The following is a 19601-nucleotide window of genomic DNA, read 5'->3' on the forward strand; positions in this document are numbered from 1 at the left end:
GGGGTGGCGCGCTCGTAGCGGGAGCCGAAGAAGCCGACCGCCAGCTCGCGCTCGGCCTCGGGAGCCGCGACCTTCACGTCCTCCACGGTGATCGGCGAGCGAGGAGCCTGGTCCCACACGGTCTTGCCGTAGGCCTGGATGAAGTAGGGGTAACCGCCGGTGGCGGCGTACATCTCCGCGAGGGCCTCGGGCTCGAACTCGGCCTCCTCCTCGCCCGCGGGCGCGGCGAGGGCGCGGTCGGCGGCCTCACGCTCGAGGCGGTCGATGCGCTGGTAGGAGAAGAGCCGCTCGGAGTAGGACTTGCTCGCCGAGAGCACCGCCGGGAGGTGGGGCAGACCGGCACCGACGACGATCACCGGCAGGCCCGACTGGCTGATCTCGTGGCAGGCCGCGCACATCGCCGAGACGTCGTCGGGGCCGAGGTCCTGCATCTCGTCGATGAACACGCCGACGCCCTTGCCGACGTCCGCGGCGAGCCCACCGACGTCGGTGAGCAGCTCGACCAGGTCGATCTCTATGTCGCCGGAGTCTGCCCGGCCCCGCACCGCCGGGGCCTCGATGCCGGGCGACCACTGCTCGCGCAGCTTGGCGTTGGGACCCGCCTCCCGCTGGGCGAAGCTCCGGATCACACCCAGCACATGGTCGACGTCGTCGCCGCTGGGGTGACCGAGCTCGCGCACCGCCTGGTGCAGCGCGCTCGACAGCGGCCGGCGCAGCGACTGGTCGGGGCGAGCCTCCATCTTCCCGGTGCCCCAGCCCTTGCGGACGGCCGCCGAGCGCAGGGTGTTGAGCAGGACCGTCTTGCCGACGCCGCGGAGCCCGGTGAGCACCAGCGACCGCTCCGGGCGACCGCGCGCGACCCGCTCCAGCACCACGTCGAACTGCCCGAGCTGCTCGTCACGACCAGCCAGCTCCGGGGGCCGCTGGCCGGCGCCGGGAGCGTACGGATTGCGGATCGGGTCCATGATCAGACGGTATCCACATATATAGGGCGCGTCTTAGATTTCGCTAGCGAGCCACATCTTTTGCCAGCGTAGCCCTCTATTCGCCTTTCTAGGAACAATCCTAGAAAGGCGCAGACTCTTGCATCGACTACCCGTGTCGAACGTGTGTTCGATGATAGTCGGATTTCCTCCCCCACTGCAAGCGTCACGATCTAGACTCGCGAACATGCCGGAACTCCCCGAGGTGGAAGCGCTCGCCGAGGACCTGCGCGGGCGCCTCAAGGACCGCGCGATCACGAAGGTGCACGTCGCCCAGTTCAGTGCGCTGAAGACGTACGATCCGCCGCTGACCGCGGTCGAGGGCACGCTCGTCGACAACGTGACCCGCCACGGGAAGTTCATCGACATCGAGGCCAGCGGCATCCATCTGGTGCTCCACCTGGCCCGCGGTGGCTGGATCCGGTGGCGCGACGAGGTGCCGTCGACTCCGCCGCGGCCGGGGTCGAAGTCGGGGCTGGCGATCCGGGTCGTGCTCGACGACGACACCGGGCTCGACATCACCGAGGGCGGCACCAAGAAGCGCCTTGCGCTCTACGTCGTCCACGACCCGCAGGACGTCCCGGGAGTCGCCACGCTCGGCCCCGACCCGCTCGCCGACGACTTCACCCTGGACCGCTTCCGCGAGATCCTCGCAGGTCAGGGCCGCAAGCAGATCAAGGGCGTGCTGCGGATGCAGTCGATCATCGCCGGCATCGGCAACGCCTACTCCGACGAGATCCTGTGGGCGGCGAAGATGTCGCCCTTCAAGCCCGCCGAGATGACCGACGAGGAGTCGGAGAGCCTCTACGACGCGCTGCGGACGACCCTTCGGGAGGCCGTCGAGCGCGACTCCGGCCTGGCGATGAGCGAACTCAAGGGCGAGAAGAAGTCCAACCTCGCCGTGCACGGCAAGGCCGGCAAGAAGTGTCCGGTCTGCGGGTCGACGATCCTCGAGGTGAGCTTCGCCGACTCGAGCCTGCAGTACTGCCCCACCTGTCAGACCGGCGGCAAGCCGCTCGCCGATCGCCGGATGTCCCGGCTTCTCAAGTAGGATCTACGAGTGACCATCCCCACCGTCGAGATCGCCGGAGTGCCCGATCCCCTGCCCGTGGCAGTCCTTGATGTTCGCGAGGACGACGAGTGGGCCGCCGGACACATCGAGGGCGCGATCCACATCCCGCTGCAGCAGCTCCCGGCTCGCCTCGGTGACCTTCCGGAGGGCCAGACCCTGGTGGTCTGCAAGGTCGGCGGACGCAGCGCGCAGGCGGTCAACTACCTCGCCCAGCAGGGCTACGAGGTCGTCAACCTCGCCGGCGGCATGCTCGACTGGGCCGCCGCCGGGCGGCCGATGGTCAGCGAGACCGGCGCCGAGGCGTACGTCCTCTAAGCCTCCGAGGACGGGCCGCCGAACGCCTCCGGGAGCGGCAGCCTGAGCGCCTTCTCCAGGCGGTCGAGGTAGTCGTTGCGGTCCACCTCGACCACGCCGAGCGAGGCGAGATGGTCGGTGCGCCACTGCACGTCCAGGATCCGCTGGTCGATCGACCCGGCCTCACGCAGCGCTGAGACCAGCCCGACGAGGGCGACCTTCGACGCGTCCCGCACCCGGTGGAACATCGACTCACCCGCGAAGAGCCCGCCGATGGCGACCCCGTAGAGCCCACCCACCAGGCGGCCGTCCTGCCAGGCCTCGACGGAGTGGGCCCAGCCGAGCCGGTGCAGGTTGCCGTAGGCCCGGCGGATCCGCTTGTCGATCCAGCCGTGCGGCCGGCGCGGGTCGGCGCACGAGGCCACCACCTCGTCGAAGCTGGTGTCGATCCGGATCTCGAAGTCCCGCACCGACCGGCGCAAGGAACGGGAGACCACGAGCCCGTCCAGCGGGAGCACGCCGCGCTTGACCGGCGAGAACCACATCATCGGGTCGCGCGGAGACTCCCCGGGCATCGGGAAGATCCCGTGCCGGTACGCAGCCAGGAGTGTCCCGGGCGCGACGTCCGCACCCATGCCCACCAGATCGTCCAGATCCGCTCCACCATGGCCCTCACCCGGGTCCCGAAGGTCGGCGAAGGCCCACGGCGACGGCTCCGGTTCGATCGGACCCCCAAGATTCGCCACGACGAAACGTTATCGCCCCGTACGGCCACAACCACCACACACTTAAGATTTGCCTCATGATCGGTCCCAAGTCAGTGCTCACCAGTGCGGCTGGCCGGCTCGCACCCAAGGTCATCCAGTCCGCGCCGAGCGTCACCACCAACGTCGTCCGGCAGGCGCTGCACCACGCGATCGTCGGCATCGGCCCCCTCCCCGGGGCGGCCGCGACCGCAGAGAAGCATCTCTCCGACCACGACAACGACGTCGAGCTCGCGGTCAAGCACGTCATCGACAACCACGTCCGGCTTGCCGGGGTGGGCGGTTTCGCAACCAACATCGGCGGTCTGGTCACCCAGGCGATCACGCTCCCGGCCAACATCACCGGGATGGCCATCATCCAGTGCCGCATGGTGGCCGTGATCGCACACCTGCGCGGCTACGACCTGACCGACCCCCGCGTGCGCAACGCCATCCTGCTCACCCTCCTCAGCGAGGAGAAGGTGAGCAAGCAGATCAAGGAGAAGAAGATCCCCGCCCCGCCGATGGCGGTCGCCACTGCCCCCGCCTACGACCGCGCGGTCGACGACCTGGTCGCCGCCGAGGTGGCCCAGGAGCTGATCGGGCGCGTGGCCGGCAAGCGCATGGTCTCGATGGTGGCCAAGCGGGTTCCGCTGGTCGGCGGTGTCGTCGGCGCCGGGACGGACGGTTGGATGACCTACCAGATCGGACGCTACGCCTCGCGCGAGCTGCTGCCGCGCCACCCCGACAACCGCTGACGCCGCCTCTCAGAGGAACTTCACAGGTTCCTCAGACGTTGCTCTGAGCACAGGATTCCACACTGTTGGTGTCCGCTTGGGAGGAGCAGCAGATGACCCTCGAAACCACCTTCGCCCCGGTCGGCTCAACCCGTGCCGCAGGGCTCGACGCGAGGCCTCACCTGCTCCTCCTGGGCGGCGTACCCGGTGCCGGCAAGAGCACCCTGATCCGTCAGGTGGCCGACCGGCACCCCGACGTACGCACCCTCGATCCGGAGACGGCGACCCGCTGGCTGGCGGCGCGGCTGCCGGAGGTGCCCTACCGCCTCTACCGGCCACTGGTGCACCTGTGGCACGCGATCGCGACCCTCGTGCTCGTCCTGCTCGGCCCGGCCGTGGGGCACCGCACGCTCCTCGTCCACGACCCGGCCACGCGGCCCGGTCGGCGCGAACTGCTCGGCCGGATCGCCCGCGCCCGCGGTTGGCGTACGTCGCTGGTCATGATCGACGTGCCGCGCGCCGCGGCGATCGACGGCCAGTACGAGCGCGGGCGGCTGGTCCGCCCCGAGTCCTTCGACCGTCACTGGCACCGCTGGCTCGACGACCAGCCGCGGCTCCTGACCGCGGCGACGTTCGGCGACGCCGACGGCTCCTGGGACCGGGTGCACGTCTTCGACCGCGCCCGCGCCGCGGGACGGCTCGACACGGTCCTCTGCGGCTAGCGCCGGAAGAGGCGATAGACCTTCAGCACCGCCCGGCCCCACCAGCGCCGCTCGAGACCCTCGCGCGCACGCTGCTTGGGCACCAGCGACCGGGTGTGCTCCAGGTCGGCGCGCAGCTCGGCGACCTCGTCCTCCAGACGCGCCTCCGACCGGCGCAGCCTGATGGCCTCCTGGAGCAGCGCGTCGATGGTGGCGACGCCGGCGTCGAGGACCTCACGCGGGGAGACGGTGTCGGGGTCCACGAACGGCTTGTCGGCCAGGCCGGGCGGCACGAGCAGCTCCTCCAGCCCGCCGACCACGTCGTAGCCGCGTCCCGACAGCGCCTTGACCCACTCCTCGGAGAGCGACTCAACCCATGGCAGGATCGAGGGAGCGAGCGCCAGACGCGCGGAGTCGCGGCGCTTGGCCAGGGTGCGGTGGGCCAGGAACTCGCGTACGAAAGGCCGGTAGTCGGCCGGTTCGAGCACCGGCACGACCGCCAGGTTGATCTCACGGAGCAGGGCCGCCTCGGGCACCCCGAGGGACGGGTTGCCGCGGTCGATGCCCTCGAAGTCGATGGTCAGGTCGTCGAGGCCGAAGGCGGTGGAGAACCGCTCCCACAGCAGCGTCGACGGCGACCCGGGCGGCGGGACGGTGATCAGGTGGACGCGCTCGGGCGCGATGCCCTGGGTCCAGCGGTCGAGGATGTCCGGCAGCTCCTGGACGCCCCAGAACCACGACCCGATGCGCCCCTCGCGGGCAGGGTCTCGGATCTCCTCGAGGAACTCGGCGTACGTCACGACCGAACGGTGCTTGACGTTCTCCTGCCACTCGGCGGGGATCTGCCGGGCCAGGTCACGCGCGGAGAGCATGATGTGGATCTCGGAGTCGCCCAGCGAGTCCAGCGCGTGCTTGGCCTGCTGCCACGAGGCGCTCGCCAGGATCTCGTGGGAGATGATCACGGTGCCGTTCTCGACCTCGCGCACCTTCGCGGCAAGAGCGTCCCAGGCGCCGGTGGCCTCCTCCTCGATGCCGCCCCAGGGCAGGTCCATCAGGTCGAGGGCCGCCAGGAAGTGGGCGTCGAAGCGGTCGGCGAAGTAGTGAACCCCCTGCTCGGCGAGGGACTCCCGATTGTGGAAGAGGACGTCTTGAAGATAGGAAGTGCCCGTCTTCGGGGTGCCGACATGAAGCAGCACGCGCCGCCCAGTCTCCAACGTTCTACTCCTCTAGGAACGCCCCGCCAGCAATGACAACGCGAGCGCCAGCGCCCGGCGCTCATCGGGACCCTGCGTCGCCCTCCCCGAGGGGAGCAGCAGGTCAGGGTCTCCGTGGAGAGCGTATCCGGCTTCCACCAATGCATCACGTTGGGCCCGCGCCTGTGTTTCGACCCAATCCAAACTTTCCTCGGGGACGCCGACCTCCCGGGCGTCCGGAAAGAGGGGTTCGAGCTTCTCCAACCGCGGCCGCAGCTGGTCGACCAGCAGCTTCCGCTGGGTCTCCGGATCCGTGCGTACGCTGAGAACCTGCCCGATCACGCGGGCGACCTCGTGGCCCTCGGCCGAGATCGACCAGGGGCCGGGCACGCTGTCGACGCCGAGCAGGCCGGGCAGCAGGGCGGGATCGGTGACGATCTCGACGCGGTCCCTCCCCACCCGACGCGCCCACCAGCGGGCGATCCGAGGCAGGTCGGCGCGGGGGCCGAACCAGCCGCGCCACTGGGCGTCGCGCATCCAGATGTGCCAGGGGTTGACCCGGTTGGTGAAGGTGCGGAACTTCCACGCGGCGGCGGCGATCTCGTCCAGCGGTCCGCCGAGGACGTAGACCGTGAAGCCATCGCCCCCAGGGAGTCTTCCCTGTCTCTCCAGCTCCTCGCGGATGGGCAGTGTGAGCCACGGGGAGCCGACCAGCCGATAGGGGAATCGCTGCTGGTCAGGCTCCGTGTTCCTGCGCCGACGCAGCCACCGTCGCGGGCGCGGCGCGGGCGTCGGGTCCACGGTGTCCAGCAGGTCCTCGGCAAGCCGCACGCTCGCCGCCCGGAGCAGCTCGCGCGGCTTCAGCGTCTCCGGGTCCACCGGCAGCGGACCGTACGTCCTCGTCTCGGTGTCGCCGAGCAGCGGCAGGTCTCGGCGGCCACGGCCCGGCGGGCTCGTACGCAGCAGGGCGTCGACCCGGGAGGGCTCTGACGGCCCCGTCTCGTTGAGCCGTCGCAGCAGCTCGAGCATCTCGGCACCCGGCAGGTGGTCGGTGGTGAAGGGCACCGCGGGCTCGGACCAGGAGGCCCACGGAGTGGTTCCACCCTCGCGCAGGTGCGCGGCCCAACCCCAACCCCTCGTGGGTGTCGGCATCAGGAGCGTCGCCCCCGGACGCGGCGCATGACCCTAGCGGCGCGAGAGGCGACCGGGCGCGGGGGCGGGTCGGTGCGGGCGGCCTCGACGACGACCGCGACCAGGGCGTCGATCGCGGCGTCGGCGACGTCCTTGGTGCGCGGCGCGTCCGGGTCGACCCACTCGACGCCGGCCTCCGGATGCTGCGGTCGCAGGTCGTCGAGGTCGCCCGCGATGTCGACCTTGGCCAGCTCGGCCCACTCGATCCACGACTCGGCGACCTCGTCGGCCCAGTCGAAGGCGTACGGCGGCATGGTGACCCGCTCGCGTCCGTCGCGGTGGGCGAGGGTGCGCTTGGCGATCACCTCGGTGACCAGATGGCGGTAGTCCTCGCGCGGCAGCTCCTGCGACTCGAGGCGCGCGTTGAGCCGGCGCAGCAGCGTCGCCTCGGCGCGACCGAGCGACTGGTTGTGGCGGTCGCTGTCGACCGGGGTCCAGGCCTCCTCGATCCCGACGACCTCGCAGAACCGGCGCCAGAGCACCTCGCTCGGCGCACCGTCGTGAGGCACGGTGACCAGGTGCACCCGCTCCGGCGGCAGGTTGCGGCCCCACCGGCTGAGCACGTCGGGCAGGCCGTGCGTACGCCAGAACCAGGCGGCCGAGCGGGACTGCTTCGCGGTCTGCATCCGCTCGAGGTAGCGCGCGAAGGTGACCTTGCGCTCGCGCTGCACCTGGTCCTGCCACTCGGCTGCCACGACCCGGGCGATGTCGCGGGCGGTGTAGACGATGTGGACCTCGGCACGGCCGCCCTCGCCGAGGTCGGTCATCGCCTTCTCGACCCGGTCCGGGCGGGCCCCGGCGAGGAGGTGGTGGCTGATCAGGATCGTGTCGGACTCGTCGCGGCGTACGCGCTTCACCAGCGCGTCCCACTCGCCGTGGACCGTCTTCCTCATCCCGCCCCACGGACGATCGATCAGGTCGAGCGCCGGCCGGAAGAAGTCGGGCTGGCCGCCGACCGGGTAGAAGACACCATGCTCGTCCAGGGACACCCGGTTGTGGAACAACCTGTCCTGGAGATACGTCGTGCCCGTCTTCGGAGCGCCGACATGGAGAAAGACTTTGCGCGCCATGGTCCCGCTATTCTGCACCAAGTTAGTAGAGATTGTCGCGGCGGTCCGTCTTTTGTCACCCGGCCGTCACTCTTGGGTGCAGTCTAGAGGGCTATCCGCGCAGGGCACGTACGACAGCCGAGGGACTCGGCCTGCCGAGGTGGTCGGCGAGCCATCGACTCGTGTCGGCGACCTTGTCGAGATCGATCCCGTGCTCGATCCCCAGGCCGTCGAGCATCCAGAGGAGGTCCTCGGTGGCCAGGTTGCCGGTCGCGCTCTTCGCGTAGGGGCAGCCGCCCAGACCGCCGGCGCTCGCGTCATAGGTGGTCACCCCGCACTGGAGCCCGGCGAGCGTGTTGGCCAGCGCCTGGCCGTACGTGTCGTGGAAGTGCAGCGCGAGCCGGTCGGTCGTGACTCCTGCTTCCTCGAACGCTCCGATCAGCGCCTTCACGTGGCCGGCGGTGGCAACCCCGATGGTGTCCCCGAGGCTGAGCTGGTCGGCGCCCAGGTCGAGGAGCCGCTTGCCCGCCTCGACCACCTTCGCGATCTCGACCTGTCCTTCCCAGGGGTCGCCGAAGCACATGCTGAGGTAGCCGCGGACCGTCATGTTCGCGTCCTTGGCCCGGTTCATCGTCGGCTCGAACATCGCCCACTGACCGTCGAAGGTCTGGTTGAGGTTCTTGTTGGCGAACGTCTCCGTCGCGCTGCCGAAGATCGCGATGTGCCGCAGCCCCAGCTCGAGCGCGCGGTCGAGGCCCTTCTCGTTGGGGACGAGCACCGGGAGCTCTCGCGCCCTGTCGCCCAGGCGGTCGACCAGCTCTTCCATGAGCTGTTTCGCGTCGGCCAGCTGCGGCACCCACTTCGGGTGCACGAAGCTCGTCGCCTCCACCGGGCTCAGCCCGGCGTCGAGCAACCGGGTGATCAGGTCGGCCTTGACGCCGGTGTCGATCGCCGTCTTCTCGTTCTGGAGGCCGTCACGCGCACCGACCTCATAGATCGTGATCCTGCTGGGCAGGTCGTCGTGGCGTACGACGGCGGGGAGGCGGTGTCCGGAACTCATGCTTGCCAACCTAATCCTCGTGGAACCTGACAGATACGAGACAGAGATCTGAGAGCGCCCTCTGACACGGTCGGTCCGACGCTCGGACAACCGGGTCCGAGCCTGGTGGATAGGCAGGACCTCACATGTCGAATCCGACTCTCACCATGCTGCGGCCGCACGGGCCGCATCGCTCCGTGGCCGTTCTCCTGGCCGCGATCACGACGATCATCGCCACCCTCGGACTGATCGCGGGCTCCGCAACACCCGCGTCGGCCGCGACCCAGACCTACCGGAACGAGGCCACCGGCCTCTGCCTGGAGGACACCACGACCGAGCCGCGCACCGCTGCCTGCGCCGGGGTATCCACCCAGCAGTGGATCGTGAAGGTCTGGAACGACGGCACCCGCCGCTTCCAGAACGGCAGGACCGGCGAGTGTCTGCACGCCCAGCTCGGCACCGGCACCGGTGTCATCTTCCTGCGCAGCCTGCCGTGCAACGACAGCCAGCAGCAGAGCTGGTGGATCAAGCGCTGGGCCGACGGGACCATCCGGTTCCAGAACCAGGCCTACGGCTGGTGCATCCGCGACCCGTACGTCGGAAGCCTGGAGGAGTGCAACACCAGCGAGAACCAGAGCTGGTACTGACGGATCACCCCGCATCGGGCTCCACCACGAAGAGCTCGGCACCGAGCGGCACCTGCGAGCCGGCACCGACACCGACCACGGTGACGGCGCCGGCGAACGGGGCCTTGAGGGCGACCTCCATCTTCATCGCCTCCAGGACACCCAGGACCTGGCCCTCCTCGACGGCGTCGCCGACCGCGACACGTACGTCGATGACGGTGCCGGGCATCTTGGCCTCGACGGCGCCGTCGCTGTGGTGAGCGGCTGCGCCGGCGACCCGGTCGGGCGGGGAGAAGTCGAAGCGGTGTCCCTGGTGGACGATCTCGGCGAGACCGGTCTGGACGTTGGCGACCGCACGGTGGCGTACGCCGTCGACGACGGCCACGAGGACGTGGTCGGCCGCGCTGATCTGCCTGACCAAGTGGTCCTCGACGCGGCCGGCGGGGCGGTCGACGGTGACGCTGCGGTCGAGGTCGACGATGGTCGGTGCCGGGGAGCCGGCGAGGCGCCAGCCGTCGGCACGGAACGGGGTGGTGGTGTCCGAGACCGCGGAGAGCATGGCGCTCACCCACGCGACGAGCGTCCGCGCGACGTCGGGGTCGGGCGCGGGGACCTCGTTGCGGTCGAGCCAGGCGGTGTCGATCTCGGCGTCGCGGAAGGCGTCGGAGGCGGCGAGCACGCGAAGGAAGCCGGTGTTGGTGGTCAGCCCGAGGACCGCCGTCGCATCGAGCGCCTCGACCATGGCGGTGCGGGCCTTCTCGCGGTCGGCGCCATGGACGATGATCTTGGCGAGCATCGGGTCGTAGGCGGTGCTGACCACCTGCTCGCTCTCCAGAGCGTGCTCCACCCGGGCGTTCTCGGGCCAGCGCACGATCGAGGTGCGGCCGGCCTGGGGCAGGAAGCCCTCGAAGGCGTCCTCGGCGTAGACGCGGACCTCGATGGCGTGGCCGTCGACGCGTACGTCGTCCTGCGTGATGCCGAGCGGATCACCCGCCGCGACCCGGAGCTGGAGCGCGACGAGGTCGACACCGGTGATCTCCTCGGTCACGGGGTGCTCGACCTGGAGGCGGGTGTTCATCTCCAGGAAGTAGGCGTCGCCGGTGGCGTCGTCGAGCAGGAACTCGACCGTCCCGGCGCCGGTGTAACCGACCTGCTTCGCGAGCGCGACGGCGCTGGTCAGGACCAGGTTCCGCTGCTCGTCGGTGAGCGTCGGAGCCGGGGCTTCCTCGATCACCTTCTGGTGGCGACGCTGGGTCGAGCAGTCGCGCTCGAAGAGGTGGATGACGTTGCCATGGGTGTCGCCGAAGACCTGCACCTCGATGTGGCGGCCGCGCTCGACGTACTTCTCGATCAGGAGGGTCTCGTCGCCGAACGCGCTCAGCGCCTCGCGGGCGGCGGCGGCGCGGGCCTCGTCGAGCTCCTCCGGCGAGCGGACGATGCGCATGCCCTTGCCGCCTCCACCGGCCGCGGCCTTGACCAGCAGCGGGTAGGGGCTGTCCTCGCCCCGCGGAACCACGGGTACGCCGGCTGCGACCGCGATCTCCCGGGCCGCGTCCTTGCGGCCCATCTGCTCGATGACCTCGGGTGTCGGACCGACCCAGGTCAGCCCGGCCTTCGCGACCGCGCGGGCGAACTCGGCCCGCTCGGAGAGGAACCCGTAGCCCGGGTGGACGGCCTCGGCACCGGCCTCGGCGGCAGCGTTGACCACCGCGTCGGCGTCCAGGTAGGAGGCCACCTCGACGGCTTCGTCGGCGTCGCGTACGTGGGGTGCGTCCGCGTCGAGCGCGGTGTAGATCGCGATCGTCCGGATGCCGAGCTCGCGGCAGGTCCGGAAGACGCGGCGCGCGATCTCGCCCCGGTTGGCGACCAGAACACTCTCGAACACGGCCATCACATCCTGAAGATTCCGTAGTTGGGCTCGGGCGTGGGCGCGTTGGCCGCCACCGCGAGCCCCATGGCCAGCACCCGCCGGGTGTCGGCGGGGTCGATGATGCCGTCGTCCCACAGTCGCGCGGTGGCGTAGTAGGGCGAGCCCTGGGTCTCGTACTGGTCGCGGATCGGCGCCTTGAACTCCTCGTCGTCGGGCTTGCCGGCGACCGTCGCGAGCACCGAGGCGGCCTGCTCGCCGCCCATGACCGAGATCCGCGCGTTGGGCCACATCCACAGGAACCGCGGGTCGTAGGCGCGGCCGCACATGCCGTAGTTGCCGGCACCGTAGGAGCCGCCGATGACGACGGTGAACTTCGGGACCACCGAGCAGGCGACGGCGGTGACGAGCTTGGCGCCGTCGCGGGCGATGCCCTTGTTCTCGTACTCCTTGCCGACCATGAACCCGGTGATGTTCTGCAGGAACACCAGCGGGATGCCGCGCTGGTTGCACAGCTCGACGAAGTGGGCGCCCTTGAGCGCCGACTCGGAGAAGAGGATGCCGTTGTTGGCGACGATGCCGACCTGCTGCCCCTCGATCTGCGCGAACCCGCAGACCAGCGTCTCGCCGTAGAGCTGCTTGAACTCCTGCAGCCGGGACCCGTCGACGATGCGGCGGATCACCTCGCGTACGTCATAGGGCGTCCTGGTGTCGGCGGGCACCACGTCGGCGAGCGTCTCGGGGGACTCGACGGGCTCGTCGTACGTCGTGGTCCGTGTCTCCTGCTCCGGGAGCGTCGAGACGATGCCGCGGACGATCTCGAGGGCGTGCTTGTCGTCGTCGGCGAGATGGTCGACGACGCCCGACCTGGTGGCGTGGACGAGCCCGCCACCGAGCTCTTCGGCGGTGACCTCCTCGCCCGTGGCCGCCTTCACCAGCGGCGGTCCGCCGAGGAAGATCGTGCCCTGGTCGCGCACGATCACGGTCTCGTCGCTCATCGCCGGCACGTACGCACCGCCGGCGGTGCACGATCCCATGACCGAGGCGATCTGCGGGATGCCCTTCGCGGACATGTTGGCCTGGTTGAAGAAGATCCGGCCGAAGTGCTCACGGTCGGGGAAGACCTCGTCCTGCTTCGGCAGGAACGCGCCGCCGGAGTCGACCAGGTAGATGCACGGCAGGTTGTTCTCCGCCGCGATCGTCTGCGCCCGCAGGTGCTTCTTGACCGTCATCGGGTAGTAGGTGCCGCCCTTCACGGTCGCGTCGTTAGCGACGACCATGCACTTGCGGCCGGCCACCAGGCCGATGCCGGCGATCACCCCCGCCGACGGGACCGCCCACTCGTCGCCGTCGTCGTACATTCCGTACGCCGCCAGCGGACTCACCTCCAGGAACGGTGACCCGGGGTCGAGGAGACCGTCCACCCGGTCTCGTGGGAGCAGCTTGCCGCGGTCGGTGTGCCGTTGCCGGGAGCGCTCGCTCCCTCCTTGCCGTACGCGCTCGAGCCGCTCTCGCAGTTCGAGGGTCAGCTCGCGCAGATTGGACGCCATGGCACGAGGTTAACGTTCATTAACCTCGTGTGACAAGCCCCACTGTGAAGTCGGCCGCTACTCGGCCAGAGCGGCGCGGGCCATCTTGGTGAGCACCGCGCGGGTGGACTCCTCGGGGAGGACCCGGTTGTGAGGCGTGGAGTTGATCAGCCCGAAGACGCCGTGGGCCATGGCACGGGCGGTGTCGAGGGCCAGCGCCGGGTTGCGGTCGCGGAGCTGGTCGGCCCAGAGGTCGACGTACTTCCGCTGCAGCGTGCGCACCTGCTCGCGCGCCTCGTGCGGCAGCGACTGCCAGTCGCGTTCCTGGACGACGATCAGTGCCCGGTCGCGCAGCGCGAAGTCGACGTGCCAGTCGATCAGCGCCTCGATCGCCGCCGCGGTGCCGGAGGCCGCCTTCACCCGGACACGCCCCTCCCGGAGCAGCTCCTGGGAGATCGAGACGAGCATCTCGGCGAGCATCGCGTCCTTGCTCGGGAAGTGCTTGTAGAGCGCCGGACCGGAGATGCCGCAGGCTGCACCGAGCTCGGAGACGGAGACACCGTGGAAGCCGCGGGCCGCGAAGAGCTCGGCCGCGGTGTCGAGGATCTGCTCGCGCCTGGTCTTCGTCGGGGCCGAGGCGATGTCCTGAGCCTGCCGAAGGGTCATTCCGCCAGGTTAGCTGGTGTTCACTCCTTCGAGTCACTCCTCCAGCATGTGACGCGCCCGGAGCACGGCGTCGAGCGCGATCTCGACGTCGTCGACCTGATCGCGCGTCGCCTCGCCGGCTGGCGTGGCCGAGCCGGTCTCCGGCGCCTTCTCCCGATGCCTCGGCAGCAGCTCGCGACGCTCCGCTCCGCGGAGGTGGAGCAGCACGGAGGCATCGCGATCGACGGTCCAGCAGAGCTGATGGAGCACCGCGAGCGCATGGCCGCAGACCGAGTGCCAGTGTCCGCACGTGCAGGTCACCGCGAGCTCCTCGCCGTAGGGGACCAGCTCGACCCCGGCCTCCTCGGCGTGCTCGGCCACGTCCAGCGGCAGCTCGCCGACGAGAAGCGCCTCCGCCCGCTCGGCTGAGGCCCCCAGGACCTCCCCGAGTGCGGCGATCGAGTCTCCGTCGAGCACCGGCACCGTGCCGATCACCGTCCATAGCCCGCGCTCGTCCTCGACCCCGGAGGCGAACCGGCCCGCTTCGACGACCAGACCGCCGATCCGTCCCGAGCGGGCGAGAGTCCGGGCACCGGAGAGCTGGTTGTCGTCGTAGGCCAGCTCTTCGATCGCCCGCAGGAAAGCCCGTCCCCACCACGAATCGACCCGCACCATCCCGCGCCGGTGCGGCTCGCGAGCGAACGTCAGCACCGAGCTCATGACGCGATCCGTCGTCGTTTCCGGCGCTTCTGCGGACCGAGCTTGACCAGCTCACGGAGCTCGGCGTCGGACAGCTCGGTGAAGGCGGCCTCGCCTGCACCCAGCACCGCATCGGCGAGCACCCGCTTGCGCTGCAGCAGCTCCGCGACGCGCTCCTCGACGGTGCCCTGGGTGATGAGTCGGTGCACCTGGACCGTACGCGTCTGGCCGATGCGGTGGGCCCGGTCGGTCGCCTGGTCCTCGACGGCCGGGTTCCACCACCGGTCGACATGGATCACGTGGTCGGCCCGGGTCAGGTTGAGCCCCACCCCGCCGGCCTTGAGCGAGAGCAGGAAGACCGGCACCTCGCCCTCCTGGAAGCGCTCGACCATCCGCGACCGCTCCGCGACCGGGGTGCCGCCGTGCAGGAACTGGTGCTCCACACCGGAGGCGGCCCAGTGGGCCTCGAGGAGACGGGCCATCGCGACGTACTGGGTGAAGACGAGCACCGCCCCCGACTCCGCGAGCACCGTCGAGACCAGCTCGTCGAGGAGCTCGATCTTCTGCGACCGCCCCGTGATCCGGCCACCCTCCTGCTTGAGGAACTGCGCCGGGTGGTTGCAGATCTGCTTGAGGCCGGTGAGCAGGCTCAGGACAAGCCCACGTCGCTGCGGGTCGTCGGCGTCGAGCCGCTCGATCCGCGCCATCGCGTCGCGCACGTAGGCCTCGTAGAGCACCGTCTGCTCCCGCGTGAGCGACAGCAGGTGGTCGGTCTCGGTCTTGGGCGGGAGCTCGGGCGCGACCCCGGGGTCAGACTTGCGGCGCCGGAGCAGGAACGGGCCGACGAGCGAGGCGAACTCCTTGGCCTTCCCGACGTCCGCACCCGCCTCGATCTGGCTCGCCCAGGCACGCCGGAAGGCGAGCCGGCTGCCCAGCAGCCCCGGCACGCACCAGTCGAGCAGGGCCCACAGCTCGGTCAGGTTGTTCTCCACCGGGGTGCCGGTCAGCGCGACCCGGGCATGCGACGGGATCTCCCGCAGCGCCTTCGCGGTCGCGGAGGCGGCGTTCTTCACGTGCTGAGCCTCGTCGGCGACGACGAGACCCCACGACACCGCGGAGAGCAGCTCGACGTCGCGCCGCATGGTCCCGTAGGTCGTCAGCACCACCCCGCTCGCACCCTCGACGTCGCGCTCGGACCCGTGATGGCGGCGCACCTCCACCTCGGGCGCGAACCGGGCGAGCTCGGCCTCCCAGTTGCCCAGCAGGCTGGCCGGGCACACCACCAGGGTCGGTCCGGTGTGCTCCTTCTGGCGATGCAGGTGGAGCGCGATCGTCATCAGTGTCTTGCCGAGACCCATGTCGTCGGCCAGACACCCGCCCAGGCCGAGCGACGTGATGCCGGCGAGCCAGGTCAGCCCTTCGACCTGATAGCCCCGCAGGGTGGCCTGCAGCTCGACGGGCACGTCGACGGCGGGCCCCGAGGTCGCCTCGATGACCTCGCCGCGGAGCCTCGCGATCGACGCTCCGATGATCACCTTCTCGCCGGGCGCGGCCTCGGCGATCTCCGCCGGCACCTGACCGGTCAGGGCGACCGCCAGCGCCTCGCCTCCACTGATCCGCTTGAGCAGGCGCTTGCGCGCGCGGCGGAGCACCGAGGGATGGACGACCGCCCACGCGCCTCGCAGCCGCAGGATCGGGCCGGCGGCGGCTGCCAGGGCGTCCATCTCGGCGGCGTCGAGCGGTTCGCCGCCGAGCGCCACCTGCCACTGGAAGGCGAACAGGCCCTTCTCGCCGAGCGGCGACTCGCGCATCAGGTCCTCCCGGGCACGGGTGGACGTCGACGATGTCCGGTCCACCGCGACCGAGGTGGTCAGGTCGCGGGACAGCGAGCGCGGCCAGAGCACGTCGACACCGCGCTCCTTGAGCCATTCGGCGCCGTCCTCGAGCAGCCCGACGACCTCGTCGCTCGACAGGGTCAGCGCCGCCGGGACCGGCAGGTCGAGGAGCCGGTCGAGCACCGGCCAGGCCTCCGCGGCCCCGCGGAGAGCGACCTGGGCATGCGTACGCGCGCGCGGACCGAACCCGTGATCGTCACCCTCCTCCCACAACCTCGCAGCATCCGCGACGTGCAGCGGATCGGCCTCGTCGTGCACCTGCGGCACCAATGTCAGCGACCCGGCGAGCAGGTCCTCCTCCGGCGCCTCGACGCGGAACGAGAGCCGCACCAGCGACGGCAACGCGGCCGTCACCGGGCCTTCGTCGGTCCGATAGCGCGCCAGCCGGGTCTGCAGGGACTCCCGGAACGCACTCGACCCGGTCGCCTTCGGCGCCGAGGTGGGCACTGCGTCCGCGACTGCGGCCACGACCTCCCGCACCAGCAGCTCGGCCGCCTCGCCGTCCAGGTCCTCGTAGGCCCGCGACTCGGCCAGCAGTCGCACCCGCTCGTCGTCCTCGGGCGTGTAGCGGACCGCCCAGGAACCGTCCGCGGGCTCCAGCTGTCCCGCGGCCACGAACCGGAGGGCGAGGTGGGCTGCCGACGCGACCAGAGCGACGGAGGGATGCAGGTCGGAGGCTGCGTACGCCTTCTTGAGGACCGGCAGCGCGGCCCGCATCGGCAACGACACCGAGCGGCGGGAGTCCACGAACTCCACGGCCGAGTCCCGCGGCGGCTGCGCGGACCGGAAGACGGCGCGGCCGGTGACGGGTACGAAGGACATGGACACGACGGTAGCCGCCACCACCGACAGGGTTTCTCATCCTCGAGGATGAGGCCTCCGCCCCCGAAGGTTGAGGCGCACCGCACCCGGGCCCTGCCACGGTGGCTGACATGACCGACACCACTCATCCAGGCGCCGCCCTTCCGCCAGGACAGCGGCGCATCGACTTCTTCCCGCGCTTCGGACGACGGCTCGACCAGCCCCCGCCGACCGTGCCCGCCCGTCCGACCGTCGTCTTCGGCGGAGTGCTCCCGGCCCCGATCGAGATCGCCGTGGACGAGCTCGTCGGCACCGGGCGTCGCGGGCTCCATGCCGACTTCCACTGCGTCGCCGGCTGGTCGGTGACCGGACTGCACTGGGAGGGTGCTGCCTTCGCCGATGTCTACCGGCAGTATGTCGCCCCCGCCGTCCCGGCGGGCACGACCGTCACGCACGTGCTGGTCCGCGGCCTCGACGGCGAGAACTTCGTGGCCGAGCTGGGTGACCTCCTGGCCGACGACGTCCTGCTCGCCGACCGGCTCGACGGACGCCCGCTCGACGGCGCTCACGGAGCACCGCTGCGGCTGGTCAACCCGGCGCAGTACGGCTACGCCAACATCAAGCACGTCTGTCGCATCGACGTGCTCGCCGGCGCGCCGACGGGAGGCTCTCCGGCGCTGCTCGAGCGGCTGCTGCAGTCCCACCCGCGGGCGCGGGTCTGGGAGGAGGAGCGTCACGGCACGGTGCCCGGCTGGCTGATCCGCCCGATCTACCGGGTGATCAAGGCGTTCATGCTCTCCGCAGCCGCTCGCCGTGGTGAGCCAGGTCACCCTTCAAATGCAAATAATGGCTAGGGTACCTATCAACCCACACGTAGGCTGTCAACCCGTGACAGACATTTCTGCCAAGCCTGAGAAGGCGCCGGACGATCACCTCGACAAGAGCGTGCTCATCGTCGCAGGCGTCGTCGTGCTCGGATCGATCATGTCGATCCTCGACATCACCGTTGTCTCCGTCGCACTGGAGACCTTCCAGCGCGAGTTCGACGCCACCTCTGCCGAGGTCGCCTGGACGATGACCGGCTACACCCTCGCCCTGGCGACGGTGATTCCGCTGACCGGTTGGGCCGCCGACCGGTTCGGCACCAAACGCCTCTACATGACCGCGATCGTGCTGTTCGCGCTCGGCTCGGCGCTGTGCGCGCTGGCTACCTCGCTGCCGATGCTGGTCGCCTTCCGTGTGCTCCAGGGCCTCGGCGGCGGCATGCTGATGCCGCTCGGCATGACGATCCTGACCCGCGCCGCCGGACCCGAGCGGGTCGGCCGCGTGATGGCGATCCTGGGTGTGCCGATGCTGCTCGGCCCGATCCTCGGCCCGATCATCGGTGGCGCGCTGATCGACTCCGCCTCCTGGCACTGGATCTTCCTCATCAACATCCCGATCGGCGTCGTCGCTCTCGTGTACGCCTGGCGCGCGCTGCCCAAGGACCACGTCGAGCCGTCGCAGTCCTTCGACTTCCTCGGCATGGTCCTGCTGTCCCCGGGTCTGGCGCTGTTCCTCTACGGCGTCTCCTCGATCCCCGAGGCCGGCACGCTGCTCGACACCAAGGTGCTCTCCTTCATGGTGGCCGGCCTGGTGCTGATCGCGGCGTTCATCCCGTGGGCGCTGTCGGCTCGCAACGACCACCCGCTCATCGACGTACGTCTCTTCGGCAACAAGGAGCTCACCGTCGCGGTGATCACCCTGTCGATCTTCGCGATGGCGTTCTTCGGTGCCTCGCTGCTCTTCCCGCTCTACTACCAGCAGGTACGCGGCGAGGACGCCCTCCACGCCGGCCTGCTGCTGGCTCCGCAGGGTCTGGGCGCGATGGTCACGATGCCGCTCGCCGGCATGCTCGCCGACCGCACCGGCCCCGGCAAGATCGTCCTCGGCGGTCTGACCACGATCGCGGTGGGCATGTTCATGTTCTCGCGGCTCGACGACACCACGCCCTACTGGTATCTCCTGGTGTCCCTCTTCATCATGGGGCTCGGCATGGGCGCGACGATGATGCCGACCTTCGCCGCCGCCCAGGCGACGCTGCGCGAGCACACCATTGCCCGCGGTACGACACTGGTGAACATCGTCCAGCAGGTCGCCGCCTCCGCCGGCACCGCGCTCTTCTCGGTGCTGCTCACCAACGCCCTGTCCGGCAAGGAGTCGATCTCCGCCGCGGACGACCTCGCCGACAAGCTCGGTGTCCCGGCGGCTGGTCTGGAGAAGTTCATGTCCGACCCGGCCAACCAGCAGAAGGTCGGTGAGGCCGCTGCTTCGCTGGGGCTCGACCCGGCCAAGCTGCCGGAGGTCTTCAAGGCGATCCCGGTCGAGATGGCCGAGGCCTTCTCGACCACCTTCGTGATCGCCGCGATCCTGGTGCTCGCCACGCTCATCCCCGCGTGGTTCCTGCCCAAGAGCAAGGCCGAGCACGGAGCCGCCGCTCCGACGGTCCTCCACTGATCCGCTCACAGGCCCGTACGCAGGGCCGGGCTGCCGCTGGC

General features: G+C 70.2%; 18 protein-coding genes. 7 read left to right on the forward strand and 11 right to left on the reverse strand.

What is annotated here, in order from left to right:
• Window positions 1–965: ATP-binding protein (locus ACFVJS_RS15420; protein ID WP_378881689.1), on the reverse strand; the 965-nt coding region annotated here is incomplete at its 3' end.
• A 205-nt stretch (window positions 966–1170) separates the two neighbouring features.
• Here ACFVJS_RS15420 and ACFVJS_RS15425 point away from each other — a divergent pair.
• Both ACFVJS_RS15425 and ACFVJS_RS15430 read left to right on the forward strand, forming a co-directional pair.
• Window positions 1171–2034 (forward strand): Fpg/Nei family DNA glycosylase, encoded by an 864-nt coding sequence (locus tag ACFVJS_RS15425; RefSeq protein WP_378881692.1) that lies wholly within the window; start codon window positions 1171–1173, stop codon window positions 2032–2034.
• Between the two features lie 9 nt (window positions 2035–2043).
• Window positions 2044–2370 carry a rhodanese-like domain-containing protein gene (locus ACFVJS_RS15430; protein ID WP_378881695.1) on the forward strand — a complete coding sequence of 109 codons (327 nt, stop codon included), beginning with the start codon at window positions 2044–2046 and terminating at the stop codon, window positions 2368–2370.
• Here ACFVJS_RS15430 and aat read toward each other — a convergent pair.
• Window positions 2367–3095 (reverse strand): leucyl/phenylalanyl-tRNA--protein transferase, encoded by a 729-nt coding sequence (aat, locus tag ACFVJS_RS15435; protein WP_378881698.1) that lies wholly within the window; start codon window positions 3093–3095, stop codon window positions 2367–2369. The two genes, ACFVJS_RS15430 and aat, sit on opposite strands and share 4 nt — an antisense overlap.
• A gap of 56 nt (window positions 3096–3151) precedes the next feature.
• Here aat and ACFVJS_RS15440 point away from each other — a divergent pair, with 56 nt between their 5' ends.
• The gene (locus ACFVJS_RS15440; protein ID WP_378881701.1) at window positions 3152–3850 is read left to right on the forward strand and encodes an EcsC family protein; all 699 of its coding nucleotides are present in this window, start codon (window positions 3152–3154) and stop codon (window positions 3848–3850) included.
• A gap of 92 nt (window positions 3851–3942) precedes the next feature.
• Entirely contained in the window at window positions 3943–4551 is a 609-nt protein-coding gene (locus ACFVJS_RS15445) for an AAA family ATPase (RefSeq protein WP_378881703.1), read from the forward strand.
• Here the strand turns inward: ACFVJS_RS15445 and ACFVJS_RS15450 are convergent.
• From ACFVJS_RS15450 to ACFVJS_RS15465, 4 genes are all read right to left on the reverse strand, one after another.
• A complete protein-coding gene (locus ACFVJS_RS15450; protein ID WP_378881706.1) occupies window positions 4548–5744 on the reverse strand; it encodes a hypothetical protein in 1197 nt (398 codons plus the stop codon). The two genes, ACFVJS_RS15445 and ACFVJS_RS15450, sit on opposite strands and share 4 nt — an antisense overlap.
• 12 nt (window positions 5745–5756) lie before the next feature.
• A complete protein-coding gene (locus ACFVJS_RS15455; protein WP_378881708.1) occupies window positions 5757–6875 on the reverse strand; it encodes a hypothetical protein in 1119 nt (372 codons plus the stop codon).
• Window positions 6875–7984 (reverse strand): hypothetical protein, encoded by a 1110-nt coding sequence (locus ACFVJS_RS15460; protein WP_378881710.1) that lies wholly within the window; start codon window positions 7982–7984, stop codon window positions 6875–6877. Before ACFVJS_RS15460 ends, ACFVJS_RS15455 begins: the two co-directional genes overlap by 1 nt.
• A 91-nt stretch (window positions 7985–8075) precedes the next feature.
• The gene (locus tag ACFVJS_RS15465; RefSeq protein ID WP_378881712.1) at window positions 8076–9023 is read right to left on the reverse strand and encodes a hydroxymethylglutaryl-CoA lyase; all 948 of its coding nucleotides are present in this window, start codon (window positions 9021–9023) and stop codon (window positions 8076–8078) included.
• Window positions 9024–9148: 125 nt separating this feature from the next.
• Here ACFVJS_RS15465 and ACFVJS_RS15470 point away from each other — a divergent pair, with 125 nt between their 5' ends.
• The gene (locus ACFVJS_RS15470) at window positions 9149–9649 is read left to right on the forward strand and encodes an RICIN domain-containing protein (RefSeq protein ID WP_378881715.1); all 501 of its coding nucleotides are present in this window, start codon (window positions 9149–9151) and stop codon (window positions 9647–9649) included.
• A gap of 4 nt (window positions 9650–9653) precedes the next feature.
• Here ACFVJS_RS15470 and ACFVJS_RS15475 read toward each other — a convergent pair whose 3' ends face one another.
• Genes ACFVJS_RS15475 through ACFVJS_RS15495 form a run of 5 tightly spaced genes read right to left on the reverse strand, consistent with a single transcriptional unit; the run spans window position 9654 to window position 17085 of the window.
• Window positions 9654–11519, reverse strand: a complete 1866-nt coding sequence (locus ACFVJS_RS15475) for an acetyl/propionyl/methylcrotonyl-CoA carboxylase subunit alpha (RefSeq protein WP_378881718.1) — start codon at window positions 11517–11519, stop codon at window positions 9654–9656.
• Window positions 11519–13045 (reverse strand): carboxyl transferase domain-containing protein, encoded by a 1527-nt coding sequence (locus ACFVJS_RS15480; RefSeq protein ID WP_378881721.1) that lies wholly within the window; start codon window positions 13043–13045, stop codon window positions 11519–11521. The genes ACFVJS_RS15475 and ACFVJS_RS15480 overlap by 1 nt, the downstream gene beginning before the upstream one ends.
• 57 nt (window positions 13046–13102) lie before the next feature.
• Complete coding sequence (locus tag ACFVJS_RS15485) at window positions 13103–13690, reverse strand: TetR/AcrR family transcriptional regulator (protein WP_378881723.1); 588 nt, start codon at window positions 13688–13690, stop codon at window positions 13103–13105.
• A gap of 33 nt (window positions 13691–13723) precedes the next feature.
• The gene (locus ACFVJS_RS15490) at window positions 13724–14389 is read right to left on the reverse strand and encodes a hypothetical protein (RefSeq protein ID WP_378881726.1); all 666 of its coding nucleotides are present in this window, start codon (window positions 14387–14389) and stop codon (window positions 13724–13726) included.
• Window positions 14386–17085, reverse strand: coding sequence for a DEAD/DEAH box helicase (locus tag ACFVJS_RS15495; protein WP_378881729.1), 2700 nt, complete (start codon window positions 17083–17085; stop codon window positions 14386–14388). Before ACFVJS_RS15495 ends, ACFVJS_RS15490 begins: the two co-directional genes overlap by 4 nt.
• A gap of 110 nt (window positions 17086–17195) precedes the next feature.
• Between ACFVJS_RS15495 and ACFVJS_RS15500 the strand changes: the two genes are divergently transcribed.
• Window positions 17196–17918, forward strand: coding sequence for a molybdopterin-dependent oxidoreductase (locus ACFVJS_RS15500; protein WP_378881732.1), 723 nt, complete (start codon window positions 17196–17198; stop codon window positions 17916–17918).
• A 34-nt stretch (window positions 17919–17952) separates the two neighbouring features.
• Complete coding sequence (locus ACFVJS_RS15505) at window positions 17953–19560, forward strand: DHA2 family efflux MFS transporter permease subunit (RefSeq protein WP_378881735.1); 1608 nt, start codon at window positions 17953–17955, stop codon at window positions 19558–19560.
• Window positions 19561–19601: the final 41 nt, after the last annotated feature.

Origin of the sequence: Nocardioides sp. NPDC057772 (genome assembly GCF_042798075.1) — a bacterium.
GTDB lineage: Bacteria > Actinomycetota > Actinomycetes > Propionibacteriales > Nocardioidaceae > Nocardioides.